Genomic DNA, 16,498 nt, shown 5'->3' on the forward strand with positions numbered 1-16,498 from the left:
CCGACCCGGGGCGGTCGGTGCTGAAAAGGGGCGGTCAGTGCTGACCCGGGCGCAGCTGGACGAACAACCCCTCGGCCTCGGCGCACAGCGTGGCGCCGTCCCGGAGTGTGCCGCGCAGGATCCGTTTGCGGCCCTCCTCGCTGACGAACCATGCCTCGATGTCGAGATCCTTCTCGACCGGCGTGATACTGCGGTAGTCGACGTGCAGATACGCGGTGCGGGCCACGGTGCGCCCGCCGGACCCGGACAGCCGGCCGAGCAAGTCGTCGAAGACGAGCGGAATCGTGCCGCCGTGAGCGGCGCCGTTGCCGCCGAGGTGGAAGCGGCCGAAACGAACGCGTCCGCGGACGCTCTTGTCGTCCATGACGACGTCGCGGACCAGGGGTAGCAGAGTCGAACCCCGGCCTGGCAGATCGGCCGAGAACCCGCTGATCTGCGACCATTCGTCACGCTCGAAGCGGGCGAGGAGATCGGCCACGCGCTTGATGCCGATCGCCGCTTCGGTGGCGGCGTGCTCGTCGGGGACCGCGGCGGCGATCCGGTCCTGCAGCTCGCGGGCCGCGTCGATCATCTCCGCGTAGCCGGCGGGCGGTACCGGAGTGGTCCTGCTGCGCCACCAGTTCGGAGGGATCGGGTCCGTGACTTCCTGCGGCTGTGGCATGGATGGGTGTCCTTCCTTTCGACGACGCTTCTCATCGCCGCACTGTTGCGCACAATATAGGTATATTAACTAAATACATTAACTCAGTATTTTCCGGCTACGAAGGGACGGTGTACCGGTGTCGGACGAGGTCGTGACCGAACGCGCTGGCAACATACTGATCATTACGTTGAACCGGCCGGAGGTTCGCAACGCTGTGAACGAGACCGCCGCGCACGCGGTGGCAGCGGCGGCGGACCTGCTCGACGAGGACCCGACGCTGGTTCTGGGCATCATTACCGGCGCGGGAGGTACCTTCTGCGCCGGAATGGACCTGAAGGCCTTCCTGAACGGTGAAATTCCCCGGATCGAAGGACGTGGGCTGGCCGGCATCGCGATCACCCCGCCGCGTAAGCCGCTGATCGCGGCTGTCGAGGGACATGCCGTGGCGGGGGGCTGCGAGATCGCCCTGGCCTGCGACATGATCGTCGCCGCGCGCGACGCCTCGTTCGGTCTTCCCGAGGTCAAACGATCACTGGTCGCAGGGGGTGGCGGGCTGCTGCGGCTGCCCGAACGGATCCCGGCCGGCATCGCGATGGAGTACGCGTTGACCGGTCGATCGTTCGGGGCGGAGGATGCCGCCCGGTGGGGCCTGGTGAACCGGCTGACCGAACCCGGCGGGGCGCTCGCCGGTGCGCGAGAGATCGCCGTGGAGATCGCCGCCAACGGCCCGCTGGCCGTTCAGGCCAGCAAAGAAATCCTCATGTCAGCACGGAATTGGGCCGGCGCCGATCGCTGGCAGCGGCAGCGGGAAGTGGCCGACCCGGTGCTGTTCTCGGAGGATGCGAAGGAAGGGGCCCGGGCTTTCGCCGAGAAGCGGGCGCCTGTGTGGCGTGGCAGGTAAGCAGCGAGCATTTCTCGGTCGTAGCCGGGCCCGACGAACCCGAACCCGGCTACCGCGCCGCGCCCATCGAAGTAGAACGACGGGCGCGGCGTCGATCAGATGCCGACCTCCGCTGCGGCGCGTTCGGCGAGTACGCGGCGCAGAATCTTGCCGTTCGGATTGCGCGGCATGTCGGAGATGAACTCCCATGCCGCCGGCACCTTGAATCCGGCGAGCCGGGCACGAGTGTAGGCGCGCAGCGCCTCAGGGTCGGGTTCGGCTTCGGCGGCGACGATATAGGCCTTGATGGTTTCACCCAGCCGACGGTCCGGCACCCCGACGACAATCGCCTCCTGAACCTGTGGGTGGGTGAGAAGCACCTGTTCGACCTCGAGCGGGTACACATTTTCGCCGCCCCGGATGATCTTGTCGCCGCGCCGTCCGACCAAATACAGATAATCGCCGTCGATCCGGCCGAGATCGCCGGTGTGCTGCCAGCCCTCGGTATCGACCAGGAACGAGTGCGGGGCCCGCGCCCACACCTCGCCGACGCCGTCTCCGTCCGGATCATTGATCCGCAGTTCCGTCCCGGGCGCCGCCCGGCCCACCGACTTCAGCAATTCCGGGCGCGGGCCGGCCGCGAGCCGATGGTCCTCCGGAAGTAGCACCGCCACGGGGGAGCCCTCGGTCTGACCGAACAGATTGACGAATTCCGCGTCCGGCATGACGTGCTGGATCCGCCGCATGGTCTCCGGGTGGATGGGCGCACCACCGTAGGCGAGCACTCGCAGACTGCTCGATGTCAGGGCTCCGGCCGACAGCAACATCTCGAAAACCGACGGGATCGTCACCGCATGGGTGGGACGCGCGGTGTCGAGCGCCTTCCACGCCTCCACCGAGAACGCCGGGAACACCGCCAGCGAGACGCCGTTGCCGAGTGCCACCGCGATATTTCCGAGACCACCGACATGGTGGAACAGCGACGTCGTGACGACTCGGTCCTCCGGCCCCAGACCGAGGAGATAGCCGTTGACGTCGGCCCGGCGTCCGAGCGGGAATTCCTTCACCTCGACGCGCTTGGGCAGCCCGGTCGTGCCGGAGGTGTGCATTGCCAGCACGACCCGGTCGGGGTCGATATTCGGTTCCAGCGGGCTGTCGCTGGCGAGTTCACCCTCGACCACGACCACTCGCCGACCGGTTTCGGCCCCGAGGCGGGTGGCGAGGTCGGCGTACTCGGGTTCGGTGACGAGCAGATCACCCGCCAGCCGGGTCAGACAGGCGGCCAGTTCGGGCTCGGTCATCCGCGGCGCCAGGGGTGCCAGCGGGCGGTTCGCCACCGCCCCCGCGACCAGTAGGGCGATCGAGTTCGGCCGGGTGGTCAGCAGCGCCGGTACCAGTTCGCCGGGTGTACCCGATTCTCCGCGCAGCAACTCGGCGCCACCGGCGATCATCGTGCTGAACCGAGCCCGCGACCAGGTATGTGGACCGTCCGGTGTGGCCTCGACCAATGCGATCCGCTCCGGGTCCTGACGGAGGTGGCCCAGAACGCGCTGGGTCCAGGTCTGAAATGCGGAAGGCTGGTAATCGTCGTACATGAACTCTCCGGATGGGGCGAGGGGCTGGCGAGAGATGCTGGTGAACCCGATCAGGACGGCCGGGGTTCCTTCGGCAGGCCGAGCACGGACTCGGCGAGGATGTTGCGCTGAATCTCTGAGGTGCCGGCGTAGATCGTCCCGGAGATCGCGATCATCCAGGTGCCGACCCAGGAAGCCGACGAGTTGGGGGCGTCGGGGTCGTCCGCGCGGTAGTGCCGGATCGGCCGGCGGCCCGTCGGGGCCAGCGCGTCGGCGCCCAGCAGATTCACCGCGAGATCGGTCGCCTCGCGGTGATGCTCGCTCCAATACAACTTCGAGATCGACGAATCGCGGCCCGGTGTCCGGCCCGCCAGCCACCCGGTCAGGGTTCGCATACCGAGATACCGCATGATCTGGGCCCGGGTGTAGGCACGGGCGAGATCGTCGCGGACGGCTTCGTCGCGGTGGCGGCCGTGTTCGGTCGCCAGCGCGATCAGCCGATCGACCTCGGCCTGGAAGTAGATCGGGTTGGTGGCCGCCTCGTCGCCGCGTTCGAGTCCGAGCAGTGCCATCGCCGCCTTCCAGCCCTCGCCGGGGCCGATCACGACGTTCTCCCGGGCGGTGCGAACACCATCGAAGTAGACCTCGTTGAAGTTGTCGCCGCCGCTGAGCATCGATATCGGGCGAATCGTGATACCGGGCTGATTCATCGGTACGAGCAGCATGGTGATACCCCGGTGCCGGGAGGCGTCCGGATCGCTGCGTGCCAGCACGAAGATCCAGTTCGCGGTGCGCGCGTCCGACGTCCAGATCTTCTGGCCGTCGATCACCCAGGTATCGCCGTCCAAGCGGGCGCGCGTCCGCAGACCGGCGAGATCAGACCCCGCGCCGGGTTCGGAGAAACCCTGGCACCAGCGGTCTTCGCCGCTGACGATGCGCGGGAGGAATTGCCGCTTCTGCTGCTCGGTGCCATAGCGCAACAGCAGGTTGCCGATCATTTTGATCGAGAACACGTCGTTCTTACCGTTCAACGGCACGCCGGCGGTGGCGAACTCCTCGGCCAGCACGACTTGTTGCAGCCGGGTCAGGCCGGCGCCACCGTAGTCGGTCGGCCAGCTCGGTGTGAGATATCCGCATGCGGCCAGCCGGGTACGCCACCACGCTGTGAACGAGCGCGCGTCTTCCTCGTCCAGGCTGCCCAGGCCGCTCCAGTCGCCGGGAAGTTCGCGTGCGAGAAAGGCTCGGATCTCGGCGCGGAAGTCTGCCATGTCCGGCGGATATTCGAGGTTCATGCCCGATGGCCCGGGCTGGATCGCGTTGTGGACATACGGTTCCCTTCCGCGTGTGCGCCTCGGGTGAGAACGCAAGCATGGTATAGATTTATTATATAACTATATAGCGGCCTTCGGGAGGGGTCCGAGGAACCCGCTCGGACAGCACCGAACCGGCCGCAACTGGTGGGAGTGGGTGGTACATGAACACGGCGGATGGATCTGCGACAGGTGGACGGCCGAATTCGCTACGCCCGCTCTCGGCACGCGGTGTCGAACAGTTGGCGGAATTCGACGGCAACGCCGTCCAGGCCCGTGACGCGTCGACCGTCGTGCTGCTGCGCAACTCCCCGAGCGGGCTGGAGACACTTTTCTTGCGCCGGCAGCCCAGCATGGCCTTCGCGGCCGGGATGCACGTTTTTCCGGGTGGGGGAGTGCAGCGGTCCGACAGGGAGGCCGACACGCCGTGGGTAGGGCCGTCGCCCGAGAGATGGTCGGACATTCTCGGGTGCCCGCCGGAGCTTGCCCGCGCCCTTGTCGTCGCCGCGGTCCGGGAGACGTTCGAGGAAACCGGAGTATTGCTCGCCAGCCCGGACGAGGCCACCGTTGTCGCGGACACGTCGACCTCGGCACTGCAGGATGCGCGCATCGCTCTGGAAGCGAAACAGTTGTCGTTGCGGGAGTTCCTCCAAGAGCGCGGGCTCGTGCTGCGGGCTGATCTGCTGCACGCGTGGGCGCACTGGATCACTCCGGCGCACGAACCCCGCAGGTTCGATACCCGTTTCTTCGTCGCGGCGCTGCCGCGAGGCCAGCGGATCGGGGCGTTGCCGCGCGAAGCGGATCGGACACTGTGGCTCCCGGTTCGGGCGGCGGCCGACGCAGCGCGTGCGGGCGAACTCGCGATGATGGCACCGACGAGTCACACCTGCCGGAGTTTGGCGGGGCTCGCCCACGTGGACGAACTGGCGGCCGCGGCGGCGCGGCCACTGGTGACCATCGAACCGAGAGTCGTCGAGATCGCCGGTCGGCGTTACCTCGATGTGCCTCCGGCGCACGAGTTCTAGTAGTGGGTGGCGATGAAAGCAAAGCTGACGAATTCGGAATGCGGCGACCGTGCGGGCACGTGCGGTCCGCCGACACCATCAGCCGAGCCGAACACCGGCCCCGACTCTGGGAAGGTGATGTTCCGGCTTCCCCTGAGACCGCTCGCCACGGCCGATGCGCCGCGCGTCGACTCGATGTCGCTGGCGATCATCGCGGATGCCGCGGTGGGGACCGCGGTGGTCAGGGGGCGGCCGGGGCGAGCGGCCGGGGTGATGGCCGAGCTTTGCATGGACCACGTCGGCCCTCCGGATTCAGGCGCTACCGCGCTCCACATCGTTGCGGAGGCTTTGGAGACCGGACCTGATGCGGGGACCGGCCGCGCGACGATCCGGGACGACACCGGAACCGTGGTAGCTCAAGTGACGGGCCTGGTCGCCCTCGATCCCGAAGGCGAACCGGCGCGGACCGGGATACGCCCGCCATTCCTCGATCCTCCGGACGCCCGGCTGGTGCCGCTCGATTCCGACTCCGTGCAGGTGGAAATTCGTCCCGATATGCTGAACGATCGGGGCACTGTCCACGGGGGTGTTCTGCTGGGGTTGGGACACAAGGCTCAGGAGTGGTATCAGCAGTGTCACGGGGTTCGGTGCCGGCCGCTGCGGGTCACGATCGACTATCTCCGACCGGCACCGGATGACCGGCACCTGGTGCTGCGGTCTTCGCTCGAACGGCGTGGGCGTCGCTTATGGATCGTGCGTACCGTGATTCTCGACCGGTCCGGCCGGACGGTGGCGGTTGCGCGGGGGACAGGTGCGGTGACCGCGCACGAATCGATAGCTTCTCTCGAATTGAGAGGTTAAGGTCACAGTGTCGGGTGCCGACGCATCCGGCGCCGATCTGATCGGGCTTCATGAGGAGGCTTCTGGGTGGTGTCCGCGCGAAAGGGGCCGGTCGGCAATCTGCCCGCTCGGTTGGACGAGTTCGTCGGACGAAACCTCGAGCTGGCCGACGTCCGCCACGCGATGGAATCCTCGAGACTCGTCACTCTGGTCGGGCCGGGCGGGGTGGGGAAGACGCGGCTGGCGCTGCAGGTGGCCGCATACCTCCAGCGCGCGTTCCCGCACGGTGTGTGGTTCGTGGATGTCGCGCCGTTGCAGGACCCGGAATTACTCGCCTCCACGGTGGCATCGGTGCTGGAGCTGCCCACCAGATCCGCACGCTGGGCGCCGGGACTGCTCGGACGGCAATTGGCGGATCGGGCGATGTTGCTCGTCCTCGACAATTGCGAGCACCTGAGCGAGGCATGCGCGGAACTGGTCGACACGTTGCTGAAGGCGGCGTCGCACTTGAAGGTGCTGGTGACCAGCCGCCAGCCGCTCGGGGTCAGAGGCGAACATATTCGGACCGTGCAGCCGCTGCGGGTACCGGCAGTGGGGCGGGACGAAGACCTCGACGAGCTGGCGCGCTGCGATGCGGTGCGCCTGTTCCTGGAGCGCGCTGCCGCTGTGGAGCCCGGGTTCTTACTCACGGCCGACAATGCCGCGGCGGTTGCCGGGCTGTGCCGGCGGCTCGACGGGTTGCCGCTGGCCCTGGAACTGGCTGCCGCGCGGATCCGCCATCTGTCCCCGCAGCAGATACTGAACCGACTCGATGGACGATTCCAGTTGCTGCGTACGGATAGTGCACTCGCCGCCCCCCGCCAGCGCAGCTTGCATTCGTTGATCGGGTGGAGCTACGACCTGTGCACCCCCGCCGAACGAGAGTTGTGGTCCCGGCTGACGGTCTTCTCCGGATCCTTCAGCGCGCCTGCTGCCGAGGCGATCTGTTCGGGAACCATCGTCGCGCGGGAAGACGTTCTCGACCTGCTCGCGCGGCTCGTCGATCGATCGATCGTCGTCACGGTTCGCCAGTCGTCGGAGGTGCGTTATCGGATGCTGGAAACCATCCGGGCCTTCGGTCGGGACCGGATCGCCGCGAGCGGCGACGAGGAGAACCTACGTCGGCGCCACCGCGACTACTTCCGTAACCGGCTCGTCGAACGCTATCCGCACTGGTTCGGCCCCGGCCAACACGACACCATGGCATGGGTTCGAGCCGAACGCGACAACCTCCGGGCCGCGATCGACTTCTGTCTCGGCGAACCTACGGATGCTCGCGCAGCTGCGGTTATCGCCAGCGGTCTCGGTGGCGAGACATTGCTGACCGGCCGACTCGGAGAGGGAAGGCTGTGGATCGACCGCGTGCTGGCCGTCCTCGACGAGGATTGCACCGAACGCGCGATCCTGCTGTGGATAGCCGGCCAGTGTGCGGGGAATCAGGGCGATTTCGAGTCCGCAGAGCTACTCCTACGCAACGGTCAGCGAACCGCGCGGCGCATCGGTGCTCCCCACGAAGAGGCAATGGCCACCGTTTTCCTCGGTGTGCTGCGAATGTCGTTGGGAGCCTCGACCGAGGCCATCGAGCTCTTCGACCACGCGCTCGAGTCGCTGGTGCGCGACGACCCGCTGGCTCTCGCGCTGCTCCTGCTGCACAAGGGCAAGGCGGTCTACCAGCTCGGCGACCCGGAGGCCGGGATGCGATTGTGTCGGGAATCGCTGGCCGTGTGCGAGCGGCACGACGAGCATTGGCATCGGGCCGAGGCACTGTGGGAACTGGCCAACCTCTGCTTGTACGAAGGCCGGACCGACGAAGCTGAGATACAGGCGTTGGAAAGCCTGCGGTTGAACAATGAATTCCGCAACCCTGTGGGGATCGCCCGCTGTATCGAAACCTTGGCGTGGATCGCCGAGGCACGCGCCGAGCATGGGCGCGCGGCAAGGTTGCTTGGCAGCACCGATGCGCTGTGGCGCACGACCGATGCGCTGTTCGACCCGCAGTCGGTGCGTCACCACGAGAGGTGTCGCGATCAGGCGGCCCGAGCGTTGGGCGAGCGGGCGTTCAGGGCGCAATTCGAGGCGGGTGTCCGTGCACCGGTCGCCGAAAGCATCGCCTTCGCGCTGGGGGAGGTCCAGGCGTCGTCCGCCGGGGCGGCGGCTTCCGAGAACGTGCGGTTGACGCCGCGCGAATGGGAAATCGCCGACCTGCTCGCGCACGGCGCCAGCAACCGCGATATCGCCTCGAAGCTCGTGATTTCTCCGCGGACGGTCGAAGGGCATGTGGTCAATATTCTCGGCAAGCTCGGGTTCTCGTCCCGGGTCCAGGTCGCGGTCTGGATAGCCGAGCACGGTGCCGCGCGTCACGCGCTTTAACCCCGTATATAGTGCAATGAATAAGTGCTTAATGCGAGGGAGGAACAACAATGACCCTGTTGAAAGGGCGCGTCGCTGTTGTCACCGGCGGCGCCCAGGGACTGGGCCTGGCGATCGCGGAGACGTTCGTCGAGCACGGCGCTCAGGTGATGCTCGCGGATCTCGACGGCGAAGCCGCGGAGCGTGCGGCCGAGCGCCTCGGCGGAGCGGCGCGCCGATGTGATGTTACGGATGAAGACGGAATGACCGCCCTGATCGACGACACCGTACGACGGTTCGGATCGGTGGACATCATGGTCAACAACGCCGGGATCACCCGGGACAAGACGATGCGGAAGATGACCTCCGAGGACTTCCGCACGGTCCTCGATGTTCACGTCTACGGCGCGTGGCTGGGTACGCGGGCGGCCGGCGCGGTGATGCGCGAGCAGGGCCGCGGTTCGATCATCACCATGTCGTCCATCTCGGGCAAGGTCGGCAACTTCGGCCAGACCAACTACAGCGCTGCCAAGGCGGGCATGGTCGGCCTGACGAAGGCCGCGGCGAAGGAACTCGCCGCTGCGGGGGTGCGGGTCAACGCGATCCAGCCCGGACTGATCCGGACCGCCATGACCGAGGCGATGCCACAGCAGGCCTGGGACTCGAAAATGGCCGAAATTCCGATGAAGCGGGCGGGGGAGCCCAGCGAGGTGGCCTCTGTGGCGTTGTTCCTCGCCAGCGACCTGTCCAGTTATCTCACCGGTACGGTCCTGGAGGTAACGGGCGGCCGGTACATGTGACCGCGGCCGGTCCGGCCCGCCGAATCGACATGCGGCGGGCCGGACCGCCGGGTCGCGGTATCACCGTGACCGATCCAGGGACGTTCGCTGCTGGAATGCCAGTTCGACGAGATCGGTGAGGCTCGAGGACGGATCGGACCTGTCCCAGTAGCGCAACGCCGCACTGAGGCAGGAGACCGCGATCGAGGCGACGAGGGTGTGTCGGAGGGTAGGCGTCGCCGCACCTTCTTCGGTGGCGAGTTGCCGGGCGATCTCGCGTTCCCAGAGCAATCGCGTACGCAGGCTGCGGGCCTCGAGTGATCGGGTGGTCATGACCAGGCGAGTCAAGGTCTGGGTGCGTTCGTCCTGAAGTTCGGCCGCGAACTTCGTGATCGGTTCTTCCAGTGCGGCGACATCGACCGAGGAATCCGAGCGCGTCGCCACATACTCGACCATGGTCTTCGCGGAGTCGTCTTCATCCCCGAAGAGAATGTCTTCCTTGCTGGGAAAATGGCGGAAGACCGTCGCGCTGGACAGGCGCGCGGCGCGGGCGATCTGCTCGACCGTGGTGGCGTCGTACCCCTGCTCCGCGAACAGGACGAGCGCCGCCGCGGTGATGTCGTTGCGCGCCCGGATACGGTTGCGTTCCCTGAGCGTGCTCACGTCGTGGCCCCACTTTACCTTGACAGAAGTTCTCGAAATGAAGGTTTCTAGCGCAAGCAACTTTATCAAGCACCGTCATTTCCGTGTCCGGGCGGACACGGGCGCCGAAAGAGATTCCCCGGGGCGTCGTCTTCAGTCGGCCGCCCCAGCGAAGGCGGGACCTATCGCGCCGGCGGCGCGTAGTCGAGCGAGGTCTTCCTCAGCGAGGCCGAGGCCGCGAAGGACGGTGTCGGTGTGCTCGCCGAGAGCGGGAATCGGGCCCAGGACCGGATCGTATCCGTCGAGCACCGGGGGTGCCAGCAATGTGCGCACCGGGCCTACCGGTGAGCTCACCTCCCGCCACCTGCCCCGGGCCGCCAGATGTGGGTGGGCCACGACATCTGTGGTCGTGTTGTAGCGCGCGTTGCCGATCCCGGCGTCGTCGGCGGCTTTCCGGATGTGGGCCAGCGTGTGACGGGCGCACCACTCGCCGATCACTTCGTCCAGCTCGGCGCGGTGGACCACCCTGCGGGGCCCGTCCCGATACCGTTTATCGGTTGCCAGGTCGGCGCGGCCGAGAAGCTCGGTGGCCAGTCGCTGCCATTCGCGGTCGTTCGTGGTGCCGAGCACGACGACCTGGCCATCGCTCGTCGCGTAGGAGCTGTACGGCGCGACGGACGGCGATCCCATACCTACCGGTTCCTGGTCCTCCCCGGTGTATGCGCTCCAGGTCAAGGCGTAGCCCATCAGCTCGGTCATGGTGTCGAACAGGCTCACCGCGGTCTTCCCGCCGTGTCCGGTACGGCCCCGGGCCTGGAGTGTGGCCAGAATCGAGATCACGCCGTAGAGCCCGGTGCAGGCGTCCGCTACCGGGGGACCGGGCTTGGCCGGCTTCCCGGGCAGTCCGGTGATCGAGCATGCGCCGGACTCCGCCTGTGCGAGCAGATCGTAGGCGCGCTTGTCCGACAGCGGTCCGCCACTGCCGTATCCGGAGATCTCGCACGTCACCAACCTGGGGTACGTCAGTTCCAGGGTTTCTGCGTCCAGCCCGAGCCGGGCCGTGGCGCCCGGAGCCAGATTCGTCACGAACGCGTCGGCATCGGCGAGCAGCCGGTGCAGGACGTCGAGCCCCTCCGGCGTCTTGAGGTTGAGCGTGACCGATTCCTTGCCGCGATTGAGCCAGACGAAATGTGCCGCCATTCCGCGCACCACATCGTCGTATTCGCGGGCGAAGTCGCCCCCCGCCGGATTCTCGATCTTGATCACCCGGGCACCGAGGTCGGCGAGCGTGCGCGTGCACAACGGAGCGGAAACCGCCTGCTCGAGGCTTACCACAGTGATCCCGGCCAGCGGTCCCGGGCGCGCGGCCTGCTCTTCTCTATCGCCGATCGGCAGTCGGTCCTTCACTGGGCCTCCGTAGGTACGGGCCGATAGCAGGCCGCCAACAGCGCTGCCCCCGCGATCGAGCCACCACCCGCCGAGATCAGGAAGCCGGTCAAGCCCGACAGTGACTCGGTGAGCCCCAGCACGCCGTCGAGCGACCACTCGCCGGGCCCGGTAGTGCTCAGAGCGACACCGATGGTCGCGAGGACAAGGTTGTATTCCCAACCGGAGTTGACCGAGTAGAACCCGTGTGCGCGATGCACCGTCCAGGCGGCGACCAGCATCAGTCCGACGAATCCGGCGCCCGCCAGAGGGGTGAGCAGGCCGAGTGCCAACAGAATGCCGGCCGCCATCTCGGTGCCTGCCGCTGTGACGGCGTGCAACCGTCCCGGTCGCATCCCGATGCTGTCGAACCATCGAGCGGTTCCGGGGATCCGTCCACCCGAGTAGAACTTCTGATAGCCGTGGGCGGCCATGGTGAGTCCTGCGATCACCCGCAACAGCAGTGCGCCTGCATCGAGTGCGGTCATTGGTTATGCCTTCCGGTAGTAGGTATCACATTGCACCATATAGCGGCGATTGGTTACGGGTGTAGGGCACGAAACGGGTGGATAAATAGCTAAACAATTGTTACGATAACCTGTATGACCACGCAAGTACCAGTCGCCGAGGGGGTCTTTACCTGGCCCTCCGACGACCCACGGTTGATCGCCTCGGAACGAGATGGCGTCCTGTCCTTCCCCGCGGAGCCCGGTGCGCCGGAACGTCTGCTGGGCAATCGCGGGACGTTGTGGAGCTTCACGACACAGCAGTTCCGTCCCCCGTCACCGCCCTACGACGGCAACGACACCCCGGAGACGTTCGTTCCGTACGCCCTCGGCTACATCGAGCTCCCCGGGGAGCTGTTGGTGCAGGCCAGGCTCACTGAGTCGGACCCGGCGAAACTTCGGATCGGCCAGCCGATGGAGATGGTGGTCGTGCCGTACACGGTTCGCGCCGACGGCACCGAAGTGCTCACCTACGCTTTTGCTCCCGCCGATACCACTGGAGGTGAAACCGAATGACCGACGTCGCGGTAGTGGGTGTAGGACTGCACCCGTTCGGCAGGCACGGCGACAAACAGGCCTTGCTGATGGGCGCGGAGGCCGCGCGTGCGGCCCTGGCCGATGCCAACGCGCAGTGGTCGCAGGTCCAGACGGCCTACGTCGGAAGCCACGAGGTGTCCAACCCGGATGCGATCGTGGGCTGGCTGGGGTTGACCGGGATCCCGGTGCGCGGTGTGTTCAACGGCTGCGCGACGGGAGGTACGTCGCTGCAGATGGCCGCGGAGGCGATCCGGCACGGTGAGGCCGACGTGGCGATGGCGATCGGAATGGACAAGCATCCCCGCGGCGCGTTCGCCGCGGACCCCTCGGTGCTCGGGCTGCCGTCGTGGTACGGCCAGACCGGAATGTTCCTGACCACGCATTTCTTCGGAACCAAGGCCACCCGGTACCTCCACGACCACGGAGTCTCCACCGAGGCGCTCGCCCGGATCGCGGCGAAGAATCTGCGCAACGGCTCGATCACGCCGCACGCGTGGCGCCGCAAGCCGTTGTCGCCCGAGCAGATCCTGGCCGCACCCGTGGTCAACCATCCGCTCACGCAGTACATGTACTGCAGCCCCGACGAGGGCGCGGCGGCTGTTGTGTTGTGCCGGGCGGACCTGGCCTCGAAGTTCACCTCCACGCCGGTGTATCTCCGCTCGTCGGTGCTGCGTAGCCGGCGCTCGGGCGCATTCGACGTGAACAGCCCGTCGATGCCGTTGGACGGCGCGCCGAGTCCGACGGTCGACGCGTCCAAGGCCGCCTTCGAGCAGGCGGGCCTGGGGCCGGACGAGATCCGGGTCGCGCAGTTGCAGGACACCGATGCGGGATCGGAACTGATCCACATGGCGGAGAACGGGTTCTGCAAGGACGGCGAACAGGAGCAGTGGATCGCAGACGGCGCCACCGAGATCACCGGCCGACTTCCGGTGAACACCGACGGCGGGCTCATCGCCAACGGCGAGCCGATCGGCGCGTCCGGATTGCGGCAGGTCTACGAGATCGTGCTGCAACTGCAGGGCCGGGCGGGCGATCGGCAGGTCCCCGGCGACCCGAAGACCGGCTATACCCACCTGTACGGGTCTCCGGGAGCGTCCGCCGTGTCCATTTTCTCCCGGTAACCGACAAAACCGACAAGAATCGAGGATCGACGGTGCGTGACGCCGTAATCTGCGAGCCGCTGCGAACCCCGGTCGGCGGGTTCGGCGGTGCGTTGAAGGATGTGCCCGCCCACGAACTGGCGGCGACGGTGATCCGGGCGATCATCGATCGGACCGAAATACCGCCGGAAGCCGTCGACGACGTGCTGCTCGGCAACTGCTATCCGTCGATGGAGGCTCCCGCGATCGGGCGGGTGGCAGCGCTCGATGCGGGTCTCCCGGTGAGCGTCACCGGTTTACAGATCGACCGCCGGTGCGGCTCGGGGTTGCAGGCGGTGTTGTACGCGGCCGGTCAGGTTGCTTCCGGTGCCAGCGAGGTCGTGCTGGCCGGCGGCGCTGAATCCATGAGCTCGGCGCCGTTCTACTCGACGTCGATGCGCTGGGGCGCCAAGTCGGGTCCCGGTGTGCTGCTCAATGATTCGCTCGCGCGGGGGCGGGTGACCGCCGGCGGGGTGAATTTCCCGGTTCCGGGCGGGATGCTCGAGACTGCCGAGAATTTGCGGCGGCAGTACGGTATTTCGAGGCAGGAGCAAGACGAGTTCTCCGTGCGCAGTCATCACAACGCCGCGCAGGCGCAGACTGCGGGCAAGTTCGCGGACGAGATCGTGCCGGTCACGGTCCGGGGCCGCAAAGGCGACGTCGTCGTCGACCGCGATGAGCACATCCGCCCCGATTCCTCGGTCGAGCAGCTGGCGCGGCTGCGGCCCGTACTCGCCGCGAGCGACGCCGAGGCGACGGTCACCGCGGGTAATTCCTCAGGGCAGAATGACGGCGCGGCCGTCTGCGTCGTCACCCATCCCGCCAAGGCGGCGGAACTGGGCCTCCGTCCGCTGGTGCGCCTGGTGTCCTGGGGGGTGGCCGGGGTGGCGCCCGCGACGATGGGCATCGGCCCGGTTCCCTCTGTGCAACGTGCGCTCGCGGCGGCCGAACTCGGGCTCGAGAAGGTCGATCTGATCGAGCTCAACGAGGCCTTCGCGGCGCAAGCGCTGGCCTGCACTCGCGAATGGGGTTTCACCCCAGCTGATTTCGATCGCCTCAATGTGAACGGGTCCGGAATCTCGCTCGGGCACCCCGTCGGTGCCACGGGTGGCCGGATTCTCGCCACACTGGCGCGAGAGATGGTTCGCCGCGACGCCCGCTACGGCGTGGAGACGATGTGCATCGGCGGCGGGCAGGGCCTTGCCGCGGTGTTCGAGAAGGTGGCCTGAACGGTTCCTCGGAAGAGGATTGCCCGAACGTCGGCGGCGGTGGCTTCACCGTCGCCGACGTTCGGCGTCGATCACGAATTCATCAGTTGCTGTTTGAGCTCGTGCTTGCGCAATTTACCGGTCGGTGTGCGTGGCAGATCCGCGGGGAACCGGATATCGCGGGGGACCTTGAAACCCGCCAATTTCGCCCGGGCGAAGGAGATCAGTTCGGCGGCGAGCTCCGGCCCGGCCGCCTCGGGGTGTTCCAGTTGCACGGCCGCGGTGACGCGTTCGCCCATCTCCGGGTCGGGCAGCCCGACGACCCCGACGTCGGCGACCGAGGGGTGCATCAGCAGGACGTCCTCGATCTCGCGGGGATAGATATTGACCCCGCCCGAGATGATGAGGTGGGTCCGGCGGTCGGTGAGGAAGAGGTACCCGTCTTCGTCCAGGAACCCGGTATCGCCGACGGATGCTCCGCCGCGGGCGTCGCGGGCGGCCGCGGTCTTCCCCGGATCGCCGTGATAGGAGAACTCGCCGCTGTCGGCGAACCAGACCGTGCCGACTTCTCCGGCGGGCAGTTCGTTGCCTTCGTCGTCGGTGATATACGGCCGCCCGAGTATCGGCTTGCCGACCGATCCGGGCTTGCGCAGCCATTCCCGGGAGGTGATCGTGGTGGCGCCCACCCCCTCGGTGCTGGAGTAGAACTCGAAGAAGATCGGCCCCCACCAGTCGATCATCGCTCGTTTCACCTCGACCGGACACGGGGCCGCGGCATGGACGGCATGGCGCAGGCTGGACAGGTCGTGTCGAGCGCGCACCTCGGCGGGCAACTTCAGCATCCGCACGAACATGGTGGGAACCCACTGACTGTGGGTGACGCGGTGGGCGGCGATCGCGGCGAGGGCACGTTCGGCGTCGAAGCGCTCGAGGACCACCACGGTGCCGCCACTGCGGTGGACGCTCATGGTCCAGGCGAGCGGCGCGGCGTGATAGAGCGGGGCGGGGGAGAGGTAGACATCGCCCGGCGCGAAATCGAGCAGCTCGCGCAGCCACCGTCCCGGCACGTCGGGGTGGCTGCCCAGGGGCAGGCCGGACAGCGGCCGCCGGATACCTTTCGGACGACCCGTGGTGCCCGACGAGTACAGCAGGAAATCTCCCTCGGACTCGTCGGGAATCGGGGTGTGCGGCCGGGATGCGCGCTGTTGTTCGTAGCTTTCCCACCCGTCGTGCGGGGTACCGATCATCAGGCGCCCGCAGGGCGCGAGTGCGGGGTCGTCCAGCAATGCATCCGCGAGGGGAGCCAGCGCGTCGGACGCGACCACCAGTTGGGCGCCGCTGTCGCGCAGGATGTAGGCGGCCTCGTCGTCGGTGAGATGAGTATTGATTCCGACGTAGTACAGGCCGGCCCGTTGTGCACCCCAAACCAGCTCGAAGTACTCCGCCCGGTTGTCCGCCAGGATTGCCACACAACTCCCCGCTGTCAGACCACGGTCGCGGAACAGATGTGCGGCCTGGTTCGACCGAGCCTCCAGCTCGCCGTATGTGACGACCTGGCCGGACGGTTCGACGACGACCGCGGGCTGTGCGGGGTCGGCGCTGCCGAAGGGAGTTCCGGGCATG

General features: G+C 67.2%; 16 protein-coding genes. 8 read left to right on the top strand and 8 right to left on the bottom strand.

Going from position 1 to position 16,498, the window contains the following annotated elements; translation table 11 throughout:
* Positions 1-34: 34 nt before the first annotated feature.
* The gene (locus ACQPYR_RS14805) at positions 35-661 is read right to left on the bottom strand and encodes a PaaI family thioesterase (RefSeq protein WP_433632508.1); all 627 of its coding nucleotides are present in this window, start codon (positions 659-661) and stop codon (positions 35-37) included.
* Between the two features lie 118 nt (positions 662-779).
* On the opposite strand from ACQPYR_RS14805, the gene ACQPYR_RS14810 reads away from it, so the two are divergent.
* Positions 780-1,544, top strand: coding sequence for a crotonase/enoyl-CoA hydratase family protein (locus ACQPYR_RS14810; protein WP_433632511.1), 765 nt, complete (start codon positions 780-782; stop codon positions 1,542-1,544).
* 95 nt (positions 1,545-1,639) lie between these two features.
* Here the strand turns inward: ACQPYR_RS14810 and ACQPYR_RS14815 are convergent, their stop codons facing one another.
* Positions 1,640-3,118, bottom strand: coding sequence for a class I adenylate-forming enzyme family protein (locus ACQPYR_RS14815; RefSeq protein ID WP_433632514.1), 1,479 nt, complete (start codon positions 3,116-3,118; stop codon positions 1,640-1,642).
* A gap of 50 nt (positions 3,119-3,168) precedes the next feature.
* Positions 3,169-4,389: an acyl-CoA dehydrogenase family protein gene (locus ACQPYR_RS14820; RefSeq protein WP_433632516.1), complete on the bottom strand. Its 1,221-nt coding sequence runs from the start codon at positions 4,387-4,389 to the stop codon at positions 3,169-3,171.
* Between the two features lie 182 nt (positions 4,390-4,571).
* Between ACQPYR_RS14820 and ACQPYR_RS14825 the strand changes: the two genes are divergently transcribed.
* On the top strand, positions 4,572-5,432 hold the full coding sequence (locus ACQPYR_RS14825) for an NUDIX hydrolase (RefSeq protein WP_433632519.1): 861 nt from the start codon (positions 4,572-4,574) through the stop codon (positions 5,430-5,432).
* Here ACQPYR_RS14825 and ACQPYR_RS14830 read toward each other — a convergent pair.
* Positions 5,429-5,623 (bottom strand): hypothetical protein, encoded by a 195-nt coding sequence (locus ACQPYR_RS14830; protein ID WP_433635450.1) that lies wholly within the window; start codon positions 5,621-5,623, stop codon positions 5,429-5,431. The genes ACQPYR_RS14825 and ACQPYR_RS14830 overlap by 4 nt on opposite strands.
* Before the next feature lie 343 nt (positions 5,624-5,966).
* On the opposite strand from ACQPYR_RS14830, the gene ACQPYR_RS14835 reads away from it, so the two are divergent.
* From ACQPYR_RS14835 to fabG, 3 genes are all read left to right on the top strand, one after another.
* Positions 5,967-6,272, top strand: a complete 306-nt coding sequence (locus ACQPYR_RS14835; RefSeq protein ID WP_433635132.1) for a PaaI family thioesterase — start codon at positions 5,967-5,969, stop codon at positions 6,270-6,272.
* A gap of 66 nt (positions 6,273-6,338) precedes the next feature.
* Positions 6,339-8,660 carry an ATP-binding protein gene (locus ACQPYR_RS14840; RefSeq protein ID WP_433632522.1) on the top strand — a complete coding sequence of 774 codons (2,322 nt, stop codon included), beginning with the start codon at positions 6,339-6,341 and terminating at the stop codon, positions 8,658-8,660.
* A gap of 50 nt (positions 8,661-8,710) precedes the next feature.
* Positions 8,711-9,439, top strand: coding sequence for a 3-oxoacyl-ACP reductase FabG (fabG, locus tag ACQPYR_RS14845; protein WP_433632525.1), 729 nt, complete (start codon positions 8,711-8,713; stop codon positions 9,437-9,439).
* 60 nt (positions 9,440-9,499) lie between these two features.
* Here fabG and ACQPYR_RS14850 read toward each other — a convergent pair whose 3' ends face one another.
* The 3 genes from ACQPYR_RS14850 to ACQPYR_RS14860 form a co-directional block, all read right to left on the bottom strand.
* Complete coding sequence (locus tag ACQPYR_RS14850; RefSeq protein WP_433632528.1) at positions 9,500-10,081, bottom strand: helix-turn-helix domain-containing protein; 582 nt, start codon at positions 10,079-10,081, stop codon at positions 9,500-9,502.
* 132 nt (positions 10,082-10,213) lie between these two features.
* Positions 10,214-11,467, bottom strand: coding sequence for a CaiB/BaiF CoA transferase family protein (locus tag ACQPYR_RS14855; RefSeq protein WP_433632531.1), 1,254 nt, complete (start codon positions 11,465-11,467; stop codon positions 10,214-10,216).
* Entirely contained in the window at positions 11,464-11,973 is a 510-nt protein-coding gene (locus tag ACQPYR_RS14860; protein ID WP_433632534.1) for a DoxX family protein, read from the bottom strand. The genes ACQPYR_RS14855 and ACQPYR_RS14860 overlap by 4 nt, the downstream gene beginning before the upstream one ends.
* 114 nt (positions 11,974-12,087) lie before the next feature.
* On the opposite strand from ACQPYR_RS14860, the gene ACQPYR_RS14865 reads away from it, so the two are divergent.
* The 3 genes from ACQPYR_RS14865 to ACQPYR_RS14875 are packed head-to-tail and all read left to right on the top strand — an operon-like array spanning position 12,088 to position 14,896.
* Positions 12,088-12,507 (top strand): Zn-ribbon domain-containing OB-fold protein, encoded by a 420-nt coding sequence (locus tag ACQPYR_RS14865; protein ID WP_433632537.1) that lies wholly within the window; start codon positions 12,088-12,090, stop codon positions 12,505-12,507.
* Positions 12,504-13,649 (top strand): thiolase family protein, encoded by a 1,146-nt coding sequence (locus tag ACQPYR_RS14870; protein WP_433632539.1) that lies wholly within the window; start codon positions 12,504-12,506, stop codon positions 13,647-13,649. Before ACQPYR_RS14865 ends, ACQPYR_RS14870 begins: the two co-directional genes overlap by 4 nt.
* Positions 13,650-13,681: 32 nt before the next feature.
* Entirely contained in the window at positions 13,682-14,896 is a 1,215-nt protein-coding gene (locus ACQPYR_RS14875) for an acetyl-CoA C-acetyltransferase (RefSeq protein WP_433632542.1), read from the top strand.
* Between the two features lie 71 nt (positions 14,897-14,967).
* Here ACQPYR_RS14875 and ACQPYR_RS14880 read toward each other — a convergent pair whose 3' ends face one another.
* Positions 14,968-16,497 (bottom strand): acyl-CoA synthetase, encoded by a 1,530-nt coding sequence (locus tag ACQPYR_RS14880; protein WP_433632545.1) that lies wholly within the window; start codon positions 16,495-16,497, stop codon positions 14,968-14,970.
* Position 16,498 lies beyond the last annotated feature (1 nt).

This window comes from Nocardia sp. CA-120079 (genome assembly GCF_050955745.1).
In the GTDB taxonomy this organism is placed as follows: domain Bacteria; phylum Actinomycetota; class Actinomycetes; order Mycobacteriales; family Mycobacteriaceae; genus Nocardia.